We start from the raw sequence: 13,692 nt of genomic DNA, 5'->3' as shown, positions 1-13,692 counted from the left end.
CACTTATCCTCCCTTTTTCATGCGTCGGTAGATCAGATCGGCAGTGTCCGAGGCCGCATCCTCTTCGGCCCGCGCCACCACCCGCGCACGCAGCGGCGATTTCGAACAGACCGGGTCGGTCGCCCGCGCATCGCCCGCCAATGCCATAGCTTGACACCGACAGCCGCCAAAATCCACGGTTTTCCGATCGCAGGACCGGCAGGGTTCGGACATCCATGCGGTGCCGCGAAAGGCGTTGAAACTGTCGGACATATGCCAGATGTCGGACAGGGCCCTATCCTTCACGTTCTCGAATTTCATCCAGGTGATGGACTGCGCGGCGTGGCAGGGCAGCACCGTGCCATCGGGCGCGACATTCAGGCCGGTGCTGCCCCAGCCGCCCATGCAGGCCTTTGGATAGATGGCGTGATGGTCGGCGGGCACGTAGTCGATGACCATGCGTCCGCGCAGCCGGATGCGGGCTTCGTTGACGATCCGGCGTGCCGCCGCCGCCTGATCGCCCGTGGGCATCAGCGCGGCGCGGTTCAGGTCGGCCCAGCCGTGGAACTGCACCGTGGCGACCTCGATCCGTCTTGCGCCCAGCGTTTCCGCAAGGTCGATCATGTCGGGCAGCCGGTCCATGTTCTGCCGATGCACGACGGCGTTGATCGTCAGCGGAAAGCCGATCTCCGTGACCCAGCCGGCGAACCCCATCTTCTTGTCCCACGACCCCGGATGGCCGCTGATGCGGTCGGCCATGTCCGGCCGGATGCCCTGCAGCGACAGCTGCACGTGATCGACGCCGGCGCGATCCAGTTCTTGCAGCCGGTCGCGCGTGATGCCGATGCCCGAGGTGATGAGGTTGACGTAAAGCCCCGCCTCGCGCGCGCTGGTCACGATCTGCGCCAGGTCGCGGCGCGCGCCGGGCTCGCCGCCCGAGACATGAACCTGCAACACGCCCAGATCGGCGGCCTCGCGGAACACCCTCGCCCAGTCCTCGGCCGGCAGTTCGGCCTGCGCGCGGGTCAGTTCGACCGGGTTGGAACAATAGGGGCAGGCGAGGGGACAGCGATGCGTGATCTCGGCCAGCATCGCCATCGGCAGGCCGGGGCGGACGGGGTTGCCGTCAAGGTCGCGCGGCTGGGCGTGGTCCTTCATGGCGCGTCCTTCACGAACACCATGCGGCGCTCGACGAGGCCGGTCAGGAAATCGCTCAGGTCGGCAGCGATCTGCCGGGCCGGGGCGTTGTATCGTTGCGCCAGCCGGGTTGCGATGGCGGCCATGGATCGCCGGCCGTCCAGTTCGGACAGGATGGCGTCGCCGACGGCGTCCAGCTGCATCGCGCGTTCGGGCGCCTGCAGCACGCGGATGCCGCGCACGCGGTCATGGGCCAGACGCACGCCGCGCGGCAGATAGGGTATCTGGTCGGGGGCGATCAGCGGATCCATCAGGCCATTCCCTCGCCGGGTTGCCAGGCGCCGGGGGGGATGTTGCCCTGGACATAGCCATGCCACAGCGCATCCAGCTGCGCCCACAGCACGTCGGTCTTGAAGATCAGCGCCGCCGCTGCCGCGTCCTGTCTTTCGCGCGTGTCGGCATGGCTCAGCACGTAATCCAGCCCGAAGGCCACGTCGTCGGGGGCCTCGCTCAGCCGCTTTCTGAAATAGGCAAGGCTGGTATCGTCGGCGAAATCGTAATGCGCCAGCAGCCCCTCGATCCGCTGGGCATGGATTTTCGGCGCGAACAGTTCGGTCAGGCTGGCAGCCACCGCATCGAGCAGCGGCATGTCACGGACGAAGCGGAGATAGGCATCGACGGCAAAGCGGGTGGCGGGCATGACGCCCGCGCCGCTGGCGACGTAATCCGGATCCAGCCCCACTGCGCGGGCCAGAGCCAGCCAGCGGCGGATGCCGCCGCCTTCGGCGACGCCGCCGTCGTGATCCTCGATCCGCTTGCGCCAGGCCCGGCGCAAATCGGGGTCGGTGACGCGGGACATGAAGGCCGCGTCCTTCATCGGGATGCGGGATTGATACATCCATCGGTTGATAACCCAGGCGCGCACCTCGTCCGGGGTGCAGTCGCCGCCGTGCAGTCGCGCGTGGAAGGGGTGGCGGTCGTGATAGCGTTCGGCGCCGATGGCGCGCAGCCGCGCCTCGAATTCGTCGCGGGATTGCGGGCCGTGGCCTAGATCCTTCACAGCGTGATCTCCATGCCGTCGCGGCCGATCTGCCAGCCTTGCCTGCGGGCCTGCGCGGCCTCGGCGCTGTCGGGATCGGTCAGCGGGTTCGAATTGTTCATGTGGACGAAGATGCGCCGCCCGACCGACACGTCGGCCAGCGCCGCGATGGAATCGCCAGCGGCCATATGGCCCATGCGGTGGCCGGTCTTCCGGCCAAGTCCCATGCGGATCATCTCGTCGTCCTGCCACAACGTGCCGTCGAACAGCAGCGCGTCCGCCCCCGCGATGCGGTCCTTCAGCCATTCCGGCATCGCCGCGCAGCCGGGAATATAGAGACCGCGCTTGCCGTTGGCGGCCAGTTCAACCCCCACCGTCGTCTCGCCCATCAGGCCGGTCTCGACGATATCGCCTTCCTGATACAGCGGCACCTTGCCGGGAACCGCGAAGAGGGTCGCGGTCAGGCCGGGCAGCAGGTCCGTCGGCCGGTCCAGCGTCACCTTGCGCCGCCGCACCAGATCGGCGCGCAGGGCGGTCAGCATCGGGTTGGCGGCCAGCGCGTCGTGAATGGCCTCGGTCGCGAACAGGTCGAAGGGCTGGCTTTCGCGCAGCGTCAGCAGGCCCGCCACATGGTCGATGTCGCCGTTGGTCAGCAGGACCGCGCGCATCGGCATGTCACGCGGCCCGGTCGGATGCAGCGCCGGGGTCGCGGCCATCTGCGTGCGGATATCGGGCGAGGCGTTCAGGATCGCCCAGTCACGGCCATCCGCGCTGACCGCGACCGAGCTTTGACTCAGCGACGGGATGCGTCCGGCGCGGGCCGCGCGGCAATTCGCGCAGCCGCAGTTCCATTGCGGCAGACCGCCGCCCGCCGCCGCACCCAGAACGATGATCCTCATGTCTCCACCGACGCAAAGACCCCGCCCGAGATCGTCGGACGGGGCCGTTCACCTTGCCTGTTTTCCAAGGCTCAGAACAGGACGGGCTCGTCCTCGGCCGGGGCATACATGTTGATCTCCATGCCGCAGGCAATCTCTTTCAGAATCGGTTTGGTCCAGGCCATGTGTCATCCTCCGTTCACATTCGCCGCTGTGGCGACTGTCTTTCATGTTAAAGCAGTCTGTGCGCCAAACAACCAGACCAAGGTCGCAATTCGCGCGGATATGATCGAAACCACCACCATCAGCGGGAAGATTCGGCAATGTTTTACCTGATCTTGACCGCCTGCCTTGCCGGTCCGTCCGGGAGCTGCGGGCCGATCTTGCTGCCGCAGGGCGATGCCGCGACGCGGCAGGAATGCACCGCGCAGGCGCGGCGAATCAGCGAGGCGTGGCTGTCCGGACGCAAGGGGCTGCGATCCGGCGGCACGGCCTGTGTCGCGACAGCGGATCTGCCCGCCCTGCCGCTGCGGCAGATCGCGCCGGGCATCCTGCTGTTTCAGGGCGATCCCGTGCAACTGGAGGATTCGCCCGACGGCAGGATCGCCAATCTGGCGGCGGTCATCGGCGATGCCTCGGTCGCGGTCATCGACAGCGGCGTGTCGCGCGCCCAGGGCCAGCAGCTTTACGCCGCCATCCGGCGGGTGACCGACCGGCCGATCAGCCATCTGATCGTGACGCACATGCATCCCGATCACGCAATGGGCAGCGCCGTATTTGCCGAGGCGGGGGCCGAGATCGTGGGCCATCGCGCCTTGCCGCGCGCGCTGGAGGCGCGGGCGCCCACCTATCTGGACAACATGGCGCGACTGTTCGGGCCGCAGGCGATGATCGGAACCGAGGTGCTGGCGCCGGATGTCGTCGTCGGCAATCGTCTGACCATCGACCTGGGCGGACGGGTGCTGCAACTGAACGCGGCGCAGACGGCCCATACCGACAACGATCTGTGGATCCGGGACCAGGCGACGGGCACGCTGTTCACCGGTGATCTGGTCTTTCGGGATCTGACGCCGATCGTTGACGGATCGGTGCTGGGCTGGCTGGACTGGCTGGCGCGCCCGCCGCGACCCGCGCCGCCGCTGATCGTGCCGGGCCATGGCGCGATCTCGGACGAGTGGACGGCCGCGGCAGGACCGCAGATCCGGTTCCTGAAGGCGCTGGTCGACCAGACCCGGCAGCGGATCGGCGAAGGCCAGCCGATGTCGCAGGCGGTGCCCCAGATCGGCAAGGCTCTTGCGCCGATGGCCGATGGGTGGAATTCCTTTGACATGTCGGTCGCCCGTGACGCGACCGCCGCCTACAAGGAGCTGGAATGGGAATAAGTCCCATTTGACAGGGGACGCGGCTGCGCCGATGCTGGCGAAAAGGATCAACATCCTGCGATTCATCCTAAAACGGGAGGGTAACTTGAGGAAAGTTCTGTATCTGACGGCCGCGATGGCGGCCCTGTCGGCGGGCGCCGCGCAGGCCCAGAAGGTGATCGAACCGGGCAGCGACGACCGCATCGACTGGCAGAGCCTTGAGGATTTCAAGGCCAGCTACGGCAATCTGGAAGGGCAATCCTTCACCATTCTCGGGCCGTGGCTGGGCGAGGATCAGACGCTGTTCACCTCGCTTCTGCCCTATTTCGAAGAGGCGACCGGGGCCAAGGCGAACTATTCCGGTTCGGACAGTTTCGAACAGCAGATCGTGATCGACAGCGATGCAGGCTCGCCGCCCGATATCGCGGTGTTTCCCCAGCCCGGTCTGGCCGCCGACATCGCCCGGAAAGGGAATCTGAAGCCCCTGGGCGAAGAAACCGCCCAATGGGTGCGCGACAATTATGCGGCCGGTGACAGCTGGGCCAAGCTGGGCACCTATGCCGGCGCCGACGGCACGCAGCAATTCTATGCCTTTCCGTTCAAGGCGGACGTGAAATCGCTGGTCTGGTATGTGCCCGAGAATTTCGAGGATGCCGGCTACGAAGTGCCCAAGACCTACGAGGATCTGAAGGCGCTGACCGAACAGATCGCCGCGGATGGCGAAACCCCCTGGTGCATCGGGCTGGGCTCGGGCGGGGCGACCGGCTGGCCCGCGACCGACTGGGTCGAGGATCTGATGCTGCGGATGAATCCGCCCGAGGTCTATGACGGCTGGGTGACCAACGAGATCCCGTTCAACGATCCCAAGGTGGTCAAGGCGATCGAGGAATTCGGCTGGTTCGCCAAGAACGACGATTATGTCGCGGGCGGCGCGGCCGCCGTGGCCTCGACCGATTTCCGCGACAGCCCCAAGGGTTTGTTCGACAGTCCGCCTTCGTGTTACATGCACAAGCAGGCCAGCTTCGTTCCCTCGTTCTTCCCCGAAGATGTCGAGGTCGGGCTGGATGCCGATTTCTTCTACTTCCCGGCGCCGGCCGATGGCAGCATGGGCCAGCCGGTCCTGGGCGGGGGCACGCTGTTCTCGGTCCTGACCGACAATCCCGCCGCGCGTGCCTTCATCGATTTTCTCAAGACCCCGGCCGCGCACGAAATCTGGATGGCCCAGAAAAGCTTCCTGACGCCATACAAGGGCGCCAATCCGGATGCCTACGCCAATGACGGGCAAAAGAAGATGGGCAAGATCCTGACCGACGCCACGACCTTTCGCTTTGACGGTTCGGACCTGATGCCCGGAGCCATCGGCGCGGGCGCCTTCTGGACCGGCATGGTCGATTTCGTCGGCGGCGCCTCGGCCCAGCAGGTCGCCGACCAGATCCAGCAGACCTGGTCCACGCTGAACTGACCGCAAGAACCGGCCGCGGCGGCCCGACCCGCCGCGGCCCAGCGAAAAGAGGAGCGAGGGGATGGAGCTTTTGTGGCTGGCCTCGGGCACGATCATCATCGGTGTCTTCGGCTGCGTGGCCTGGTTCTGGGGCTCGAACATGATCCTCGACGCGGTCTATCCGCCGCGCGGCGCGGCGGCGGGCCGCAACATCCGAAGGGCCGGGCAGATCCGGCCCTGGCTGTTTCTGGGGCCGGCGATCCTGTTCCTGTCGCTCTATCTGGTTTATCCGGTGCTCGACAGCCTGTGGCGGTCGCTGAACAATGCCAATGGCAGCCGTTTCGTGGGATTCAGCAACTACACCTGGCTGGCGGGCGACAGCAAGTTTCGCGAATCGATGCTGAACAATCTGCTGTGGCTTCTGGTGGTGCCGGCGCTTTCGACGCTGTTCGGGCTGATCGCGGCGCAACTGACCGACCGCATCAGATGGGGCAATATCGGCAAGTCGCTGATCTTCATGCCGATGGCGATCTCTTTCGTCGGTGCCGGGGTGATCTGGAAATTCATCTACGAATATCGCGGCCCCGACGAGGTGCAGATCGGCCTGCTGAACTGGATCGTGACGAAACTGGGCGGCGATCCGCAGATCTGGCTGACGCTGATCCCGTGGAACAATCTCCTGCTGATGATCGTGCTGGTCTGGATCCAGACCGGCTTTGCCATGGTGATCCTGTCCGCCGCCCTGCGCGGCATCCCCGAAGAAACGATCGAGGCCGCGATCCTGGACGGGGCCTCGCCCATGCAGGTGTTCATGAAGATCAAGGTGCCGCAGATCATGGGCACGATTGCCGTGGTCTGGACGACGATCACCATCGTCGTGCTGAAAGTCTTCGACATCGTCTTCGTGATGACCAACGGCCAATGGGGCACCCAGGTCCTGGCCAACCTGATGTATGACTGGACCTTTCGCGCGTCCGATTACGGACGCGGCTCGGCGGTGGCGATGATCCTGATGGTCCTGGTCACGCCGATCATGGTCTGGAACATCCGCAATGCCCGCAGGGAGGTGCGCTGATGGACGGGATGGCGGGCCGCAAGTCGTCGCTGGTCTGGGCGGTCAACATTTCCGCCCTGCTGCTGGTGATCCTGTGGACGATCCCGACGCTGGGGCTGTTCGTGTCGTCCTTTCGCGACCGCGACCAGATCGCCAGTTCCGGCTGGTGGCAGTCCTTCTCGGCCTCCGAACAGACGGGGTTCGTGCGAACCGGAACCGACAAGGACGCGGAGCAGCGGGACGGGCTCTACATCATCGAGGGCAATGTCCTGGAGGGCGGGCAATCGCTGGTCGCCTGGGGCACCGGCGCGCGCCAGCCGGCCGAGTTCCAGCCGGGCGAGACAACCCGGATCGAGGATGGCTGGGATCTGACCGTGAACGAGGACGGATCCTATCGGCTGACCTCGGCCCGGCCCTTCGACATGCGACGCGGCGAACGGATCTTCGTCACCACCGAGGCGCCGCCGAAATTCACCACCCGGAACTACAGCCGCGTCCTGCAGGCCGAAGGGCTGGGCCGCGCCTTCATGAACACGCTGACGGTGACGATTCCGGCCACCATCATCCCGATCCTGATCGCGGCCTTCGCCGCCTATGCGCTGGCCTGGATGGAATTTCCCGGCCGCGCGATCCTGACCGCCGCCGTGGTCGGCCTGCTGGTCGTGCCGCTGCAGGTGGCGCTGATCCCGCTGCTGCGGCTGCATAACGAGATCGGCATCGGCAAGGGCTATCTGGGCATCTGGCTGGCCCATACCGGATTCGGCCTGCCGCTGGCGATCTATCTGCTGCGAAACTACATGGTCGGCCTGCCGCGCGAGGTGATCGAAAGCGCCCGCGTCGATGGCGCGACCGAGTTCCAGATCTTCCGTCGCATCATCCTGCCGCTGTCCTTTCCGGCCCTTGCCTCTTTCGCGATCTTCCAGTTTCTGTGGGTCTGGAACGACCTGCTGGTGGCCACGGTCTTCCTTGGCAATACCAGGGAACAGCTTGTGATGACGGGCGTTTTGCGCGAATTGATGGGATCGAAGGGCGGCGAATGGGAAATTCTGGCGACATCGGCCTTCATCTCGATCGCGGTGCCGCTGGTCGTGTTCTTCGCGATGCAGAAATATCTGGTCCGCGGCCTTCTGGCCGGATCGGTGAAAGGTGGATGACTTGACGGAAAAGACGGCCGATTGGTGGAAGGGCGGGATCATCTATCAGATCTATCCGCGCAGTTTTCAGGACACGACCGGCGATGGAATCGGCGATCTTGCGGGGATCGCGCAAAGGTTGCCCTATGTCGCGTCGCTGGGCGTGGATGCGGTCTGGATCTCGCCCTTCTTCACCTCGCCGATGAAGGATTTCGGCTATGATGTCAGCGATTATCGCGGCATCGACCCGATCTTCGGCGGGATGGAGGATTTCGACTGGCTGATCGAGCGGGCGCATGAGCTGGGCCTGAAGGTGATGATCGACCTCGTGATGTCGCATACCTCGAACCGACATCCGTGGTTCAAGGAAAGCCGCGCCAGCCGCGACAATGCCAAGGCCGACTGGTATGTCTGGTCCGATCCCAAGCCCGACGGGACGCCGCCGAACAACTGGCTGTCGCTGTTCGGCGGCAGTGCCTGGCAATGGGAAGGCCGGCGCGAACAATACTACCTGCACAACTTCCTGTCGGCGCAACCGGATCTGAATTTCCACAACCCGGAGGTTCAGGACGCGCTGCTGGAGATGACGGCCTTCTGGCTGGACAAGGGCGTGGACGGCTTTCGTCTGGACACGATCAATTTCTATTTCCACGACCGGAAATTGCGCGACAACCCGCCGCTGGCGCCGGAGCTGCGCAAGGCCGATACCGCGCCGGCGGTGAACCCCTACAACCATCAAAGCCACCGGTACGACAAGTCGCAGCCCGAGAACCTGAAATTCCTCGAACGCTTTGCGGCGATGCTGAAACCGCATGGCGCCGTCGTCGTGGGCGAGATCGGCGACAGCGAGCGCGGGCTGGAGCTGCTGGAGGATTATACCGGCGTGCCCGGCCGGGTGCAGATGTCCTATGTGTTCGATTTCCTGTCGGGCGACGGCTTGCAGGCGGCGCGCGTGGTCGAGGTCTTTGACCGGCTGCACAGCATCGCGCCGAACGCATGGCCCTGCTGGGCGATGTCGAACCACGACGTGATGCGCCATATCAGCCGCTGGAGCCTGACCGATCAGGCCGCCAAGGCCTATTGCACGCTGCTGATGTGCCTGCGCGGCAGCGTCTGCCTGTATCAGGGCGAAGAGCTGGGCCTGCCCGAGGCCGAATTGCAGTTCGAGGATCTGCGCGATCCCTATGGGATCGAATTCTGGCCCGAATACAAGGGGCGCGACGGATCCCGGACGCCAATGGTCTGGGATATGGGCGTGAATGGCGGCTTCTCGACCAGCCAGCCCTGGCTGCCCGTGCCGCATGCCCATCTGCAACGCACCGTCGTCGCGCAAGAGGCCGATGCGCAATCGGTGCTGCATCATTATCGCTGGGCCATCGGCCTGCGCAACAAGCATTCGGCGCTGCGCCTGGGCAGCATGAGCGACATGAAGGCCGACGGCCCGATCCTGTCCTTCACCCGCGCCGACAGCGAACAGACCCTGCGGATCCGCGCCAATCTTTCGGAGGAAGAGGTCGGCGGGCTGGCGCCGTGGCAGGTCCAGGTCATCGAGGGCTGAACGGGGAGGAAACGCGGGATGGCCGATCTGAAACTGAAGGACATCGCCAAGTCCTATGGCGACGTGCAGGTTCTGCGCGATATCGACCTGGAGATCGCCTCGGGCGAGTTCATCGTCTTTGTCGGGCCTTCGGGCTGCGGCAAGTCCACGCTGCTGCGCATGATCGCGGGGCTGGAACGGATCACCGGCGGCGACCTGCAGATCGACGACCAGCGGATGAACGACATCCCGCCCAGCCAGCGCGGCATCGCGATGGTGTTTCAGTCCTATGCGCTTTATCCGCACATGACGGTTCGCGACAACATGGCCTTCGCGCTGCAGATCGCCGGCAAGTCCAGGGCCGAGATCCGCGAGGCGACCGACCGCGCCGGCCGGATGCTGCAACTGACGCCCTATCTGGACCGGCTGCCCAAGGCCCTGTCAGGCGGCCAGCGGCAGCGGGTGGCGATCGGCCGGGCCATCGTGCGCGACCCCAAGGTCTATCTGTTCGACGAGCCGCTGTCGAACCTGGACGCCGCGCTGCGGGTGGCGACGCGGATCGAGATCGCGCAGCTGAAGGCCTCGATGCCCGACCGGACGATGATCTATGTCACCCACGACCAGACCGAGGCGATGACGCTGGCCGACCGCATCGTGGTGCTGGCGGGCGGCGGCATCGCGCAGGTCGGCGCGCCGCTGGAATTGTATGAACGTCCGGTGAACGAATTCGTGGCCCAGTTCATCGGCAGCCCGGCGATGAACCTGCTGCCGGGCAAGGTGACGGCGGTCGGCGAGATGACCGGCGTGGCACTGGACGGCGGCGGCCAGGCGCAGGTGGCGATCCCCACGCGCCCCGGCGACGAGGGGATGGAGATCAATCTGGGCGTCCGCCCCGAGGACATGCGCGAGACCGACGGCACCGCCCTGTTCGAAGGCAAGGTCGATCTGACCGAGGCCCTGGGCGAGGTGACGCTGCTTTATTTCGGCACCCAGGGCGGTGCGGTGCCGATCATCGCCAAGCTGTCCGGCATTCATCCGGGGCTGAAGGGCAGCACGGTGCGGCTGACCGCCGATCCGCAGGCGCTGCATCTGTTTCACAAGGGCAATTCGCTTCTGTATCGCGACGGCACCGACCTGCCGCCCTATCAGCCGCGCACGGCCCGCGCCGCAGGCAGCATGGGCGGCGATCGCGGCGCGGCCGCCATGCCGGCAGATCGGAACGGACAGGACCGGAACGGGGGCAGGGACGGGGAGGATGGCGACCGGATCGAGGACGGGCTGATCAAGCCCGAGGGCCCGGTCCGCTGATTCTGCGACGAAAGTCGTAAATCTCCGATACCGCGATCTGCTATACTCGTCGCGATTGGGGGGAATCATGGCGCATCGCAGCCACGCGGATCTGGTGGCCGAGCAGTCGCAGTCGAAATCCGCGACCTCGGCGCTGGCGGCATCCTGGCGCCGCTCGCTGCTGAAGCATGGGCTGGATCCGGGCGATGCCCGCGGTCCTGAACGCCTGAGCCTGGCGGAATTGTCGGCCCGGCGACAGGCGATGGAGCATTTCCTGAAAGTCGCGGCACCGCAGCTGGACCAGCTCTACAACCTGGTCTGCCTGTCGGGCTGCAACGTGCTGCTGACCGATGCGGCGGGCGTGGTGCTGGATCAGCGCGTCAGCGATGGCGATGCGGCGCAATTCCGCGACTGGGGTCTGTGGCAGGGCATGGACTGGTCCGAGGCCGCGCAGGGCACCAACGGCATCGGCACCTGCCTGGCCGAGGCGCGGCAGGTCACCATCCATCGCGACGAACATTTCCGCACCCGCAATACCGGGATGTCCTGCATGGATGCGCCGATCTGGGGGCCGGACGGACGGCTGATGGCGGCCCTGGATGTCAGTTCCGCCCGCGCCGACCAGACCGAACGCTACAACCGCCTGATCGGTGCGCAGGTGGCCCAGACCGCGCGGGCGATCGAAGCGGTGTTCTTTCGCGCCTCGTTCCCGGATGCGCGGATCGTCGTCGCCTCGGGCGACGGAACCGAGGCGACGCTGCTTCTGGCGGTGGACAAGGACGACCTGGCCATCGGCGCGACCCGCGCCGCGCGGCGCGCCATGGGGCTGGAACGCGAAGGCGCCATCAAGCCGCGCCCCGCCGCCGATCTTCTGGGCCGCGAGGATGACATGCAGGGTTTCGACCGGGCCGAACGAGCCGCCGTGACGCGGGCCCTGGCGCGGGCCGAGGGCAACGTCTCGGCCGCCGCGCGCGCCCTGGGGATCGGACGGGCGACGATGTATCGGCGCATGGCGCGGCTGGGTCTGGCGGACAGATAGCCGGCGCCGAAGAACGTCATCGGCGTGGCCGGCGCGGCGCCGGGCCGGCCGCCGTCGATAAGATCCGACACCTGTCTCACCCGCGAGACAGGTTCACGCGATGGCGATCCCGCCTGCGTTGAATCGAATCCTCAGCATCCCAAACTGTGACCCAGGCCCGGTCAGGAAATGCCGGGACGAGAGGAGGATCAAGACAATGCCGAACGACCAGACGCACGAATTCAAGGGCGTGGGCGTGCTGCCCTTTGCCAAACGCTATGACAACTTCATCGGCGGCACCTGGGTGGCGCCGAAATCGGGCAAGTATTTCATGAACACGACGCCCATCACCGGAGGCGAGATCGGCGAGATCGCCCGATCCGGTGCCGAGGATGTCGAGGCCGCCCTGGACGCGGCCCACGCCGCCCGGGACAAGTGGGGCCAGACCTCGGTCGCCGAACGGTCCAACATCCTCAACAGGATCGCCGACCGGATCGAATCCAATCTGGAACTGCTGGCCACCGCCGAGACCTGGGACAATGGCAAGCCCATCCGCGAGACGATGGCCGCGGACCTGCCGCTGGCGGTCGATCACTTCCGCTACTTCGCGGGCGTCCTGCGCGCGCAGGAAGGCGGCATTTCCGAGATCGACCATGATACCGTCGCCTATCACTTCCACGAGCCGCTGGGCGTGGTGGGCCAGATCATTCCGTGGAACTTTCCGATCCTGATGGCCACCTGGAAGCTGGCCCCGGCGCTGGCGGCGGGCAATTGCGTGGTGCTGAAACCGGCCGAACAGACCCCGGCGGGGATCATGGTCCTGATGGATCTGATCGCCGATCTGCTGCCGCCGGGCGTGCTGAACGTCGTCAACGGCTTCGGTCTGGAAGCGGGCAAGCCCCTGGCCTCCAGCAACCGCATCGCCAAGATCGCCTTCACCGGCGAGACGACGACCGGCCGGCTGATCATGCAATACGCGTCCGAGAACCTGATTCCGGTGACGCTGGAACTGGGCGGCAAGTCGCCGAACGTCTTCTTCCAGGACGTGGCCCGCGAGGATGACGATTTCTTCGACAAGGCGATCGAGGGTTTCGTGATGTTCGCGCTGAACCAGGGCGAGGTCTGCACCTGCCCGTCGCGCGCGCTGATCCACGAATCGATCTATGACAGGTTCATGGACCGCGCCCTGGCCCGCGTGAAGGCGATCAAGCAGGGCGATCCGCGCGATTCCGAAACGATGGTCGGCGCGCAGGCCAGCAGCGAGCAGAAGGAAAAGATCCTGTCCTATTTCGACATCGGCCGCAAGGAAGGTGCCGAGGTGCTGACCGGCGGCAAGGCGGCCGATCTGGGAGGCGATCTGTCTAGCGGCTATTATATCGAGCCGACGGTGCTGAAGGGCAACAACAAGATGCGGGTCTTCCAGGAAGAGATCTTCGGCCCGGTCGTGTCCGTGACCACCTTCAAGGACGATGACGAGGCGCTGTCGATCGCCAACGACACCCTCTACGGGCTGGGCGCAGGCGTCTGGTCGCGCGAGGCCAATACCTGCTATCGCTTCGGCCGTGCGATCAAGGCGGGCCGGGTCTGGACCAATTGCTATCACGCCTATCCGGCGCACGCGGCCTTCGGCGGCTACAAGCAATCGGGTATCGGGCGCGAGAACCACCGGATGATGCTGGACCATTACCAGCAGACCAAGAACATGCTGGTCAGCTACAGCCCCAAGAAGCTGGGCTTCTTCTGATGCCAGGCGGGGCGGCCCTTCGGGGCCGTCCCCTCCCCGCAACCTGCGGGGGCCTTGCGGCGTTGGGACATCACGTCTCCTCCC

The 13,692-nt window shown here is 65.7% G+C and carries 12 protein-coding genes and 1 pseudogene; 8 read left to right on the top strand and 5 right to left on the bottom strand.

Annotation, left to right across the window (positions count from 1 at the left end; translation table 11 throughout):
• Positions 1-3: 3 nt before the first annotated feature.
• The 5 genes from pqqE to pqqA all read right to left on the bottom strand — a co-directional run bounded on the left by pqqE (position 4) and on the right by pqqA (position 3,218).
• A complete protein-coding gene (gene pqqE, locus AC13CR_RS04190; protein WP_292954131.1) occupies positions 4-1,137 on the bottom strand; it encodes a pyrroloquinoline quinone biosynthesis protein PqqE in 1,134 nt (377 codons plus the stop codon).
• Positions 1,134-1,427 carry a pyrroloquinoline quinone biosynthesis peptide chaperone PqqD gene (gene pqqD, locus AC13CR_RS04185; protein ID WP_292954129.1) on the bottom strand — a complete coding sequence of 98 codons (294 nt, stop codon included), beginning with the start codon at positions 1,425-1,427 and terminating at the stop codon, positions 1,134-1,136. The genes pqqE and pqqD overlap by 4 nt, the downstream gene beginning before the upstream one ends.
• Complete coding sequence (pqqC, locus tag AC13CR_RS04180; RefSeq protein WP_292954127.1) at positions 1,427-2,176, bottom strand: pyrroloquinoline-quinone synthase PqqC; 750 nt, start codon at positions 2,174-2,176, stop codon at positions 1,427-1,429. Before pqqC ends, pqqD begins: the two co-directional genes overlap by 1 nt.
• Positions 2,173-3,054, bottom strand: coding sequence for a pyrroloquinoline quinone biosynthesis protein PqqB (gene pqqB, locus AC13CR_RS04175; protein ID WP_292954125.1), 882 nt, complete (start codon positions 3,052-3,054; stop codon positions 2,173-2,175). Before pqqB ends, pqqC begins: the two co-directional genes overlap by 4 nt.
• A 71-nt stretch (positions 3,055-3,125) precedes the next feature.
• Positions 3,126-3,218, bottom strand: coding sequence for a pyrroloquinoline quinone precursor peptide PqqA (pqqA, locus tag AC13CR_RS04170; protein WP_043131127.1), 93 nt, complete (start codon positions 3,216-3,218; stop codon positions 3,126-3,128).
• Between the two features lie 138 nt (positions 3,219-3,356).
• On the opposite strand from pqqA, the gene AC13CR_RS04165 reads away from it, so the two are divergent.
• From AC13CR_RS04165 to adh, 8 genes and pseudogenes are all read left to right on the top strand, one after another.
• Complete coding sequence (locus AC13CR_RS04165; RefSeq protein ID WP_292954117.1) at positions 3,357-4,415, top strand: quinoprotein relay system zinc metallohydrolase 2; 1,059 nt, start codon at positions 3,357-3,359, stop codon at positions 4,413-4,415.
• Positions 4,416-4,500: 85 nt separating this feature from the next.
• Entirely contained in the window at positions 4,501-5,856 is a 1,356-nt protein-coding gene (locus AC13CR_RS04160) for an ABC transporter substrate-binding protein (RefSeq protein WP_292954115.1), read from the top strand.
• A 61-nt stretch (positions 5,857-5,917) separates the two neighbouring features.
• Positions 5,918-6,910: a carbohydrate ABC transporter permease gene (locus tag AC13CR_RS04155; RefSeq protein WP_292954113.1), complete on the top strand. Its 993-nt coding sequence runs from the start codon at positions 5,918-5,920 to the stop codon at positions 6,908-6,910.
• The gene (locus tag AC13CR_RS04150; protein ID WP_292954110.1) at positions 6,910-8,043 is read left to right on the top strand and encodes a carbohydrate ABC transporter permease; all 1,134 of its coding nucleotides are present in this window, start codon (positions 6,910-6,912) and stop codon (positions 8,041-8,043) included. Before AC13CR_RS04155 ends, AC13CR_RS04150 begins: the two co-directional genes overlap by 1 nt.
• A complete protein-coding gene (locus AC13CR_RS04145; RefSeq protein ID WP_446232442.1) occupies positions 8,036-9,580 on the top strand; it encodes an alpha-amylase family glycosyl hydrolase in 1,545 nt (514 codons plus the stop codon). Before AC13CR_RS04150 ends, AC13CR_RS04145 begins: the two co-directional genes overlap by 8 nt.
• An 18-nt stretch (positions 9,581-9,598) precedes the next feature.
• A pseudogene (locus AC13CR_RS04140) lies at positions 9,599-10,687 on the top strand (ABC transporter ATP-binding protein); the annotation flags it as partial.
• A 247-nt stretch (positions 10,688-10,934) separates the two neighbouring features.
• Positions 10,935-11,885, top strand: coding sequence for a helix-turn-helix domain-containing protein (locus AC13CR_RS04135; protein WP_292954101.1), 951 nt, complete (start codon positions 10,935-10,937; stop codon positions 11,883-11,885).
• 196 nt (positions 11,886-12,081) lie between these two features.
• Positions 12,082-13,608, top strand: a complete 1,527-nt coding sequence (adh, locus tag AC13CR_RS04130) for an aldehyde dehydrogenase (RefSeq protein ID WP_292954098.1) — start codon at positions 12,082-12,084, stop codon at positions 13,606-13,608.
• The last annotated feature ends 84 nt before the right edge of the window (positions 13,609-13,692 follow it).

The sequence above is a fragment of the Paracoccus sp. L-17 genome, assembly GCF_056857655.1.
This window is presented reverse-complemented; position numbering and strand designations above follow the sequence as displayed.

What these genes read in the sequence shown, in the direction of transcription:
- pqqB (WP_292954125.1), bottom strand. Translation starts at nt 3,054, where the DNA reads ATGAGGATCATCGTTCTGGGTGCGGCGGCGGGCGGCGGTCTGCCGCAA.
- AC13CR_RS04165 (WP_292954117.1), top strand. Translation starts at nt 3,357, where the DNA reads ATGTTTTACCTGATCTTGACCGCCTGCCTTGCCGGTCCGTCCGGGAGC.
- pqqA (WP_043131127.1), bottom strand. Translation starts at nt 3,218, where the DNA reads ATGGCCTGGACCAAACCGATTCTGAAAGAGATTGCCTGCGGCATGGAG.
- AC13CR_RS04135 (WP_292954101.1), top strand. Translation starts at nt 10,935, where the DNA reads ATGGCGCATCGCAGCCACGCGGATCTGGTGGCCGAGCAGTCGCAGTCG.
- adh (WP_292954098.1), top strand. Translation starts at nt 12,082, where the DNA reads ATGCCGAACGACCAGACGCACGAATTCAAGGGCGTGGGCGTGCTGCCC.
- pqqD (WP_292954129.1), bottom strand. Translation starts at nt 1,427, where the DNA reads ATGGATCCGCTGATCGCCCCCGACCAGATACCCTATCTGCCGCGCGGC.
- AC13CR_RS04155 (WP_292954113.1), top strand. Translation starts at nt 5,918, where the DNA reads ATGGAGCTTTTGTGGCTGGCCTCGGGCACGATCATCATCGGTGTCTTC.
- AC13CR_RS04150 (WP_292954110.1), top strand. Translation starts at nt 6,910, where the DNA reads ATGGACGGGATGGCGGGCCGCAAGTCGTCGCTGGTCTGGGCGGTCAAC.
- pqqE (WP_292954131.1), bottom strand. Translation starts at nt 1,137, where the DNA reads ATGAAGGACCACGCCCAGCCGCGCGACCTTGACGGCAACCCCGTCCGC.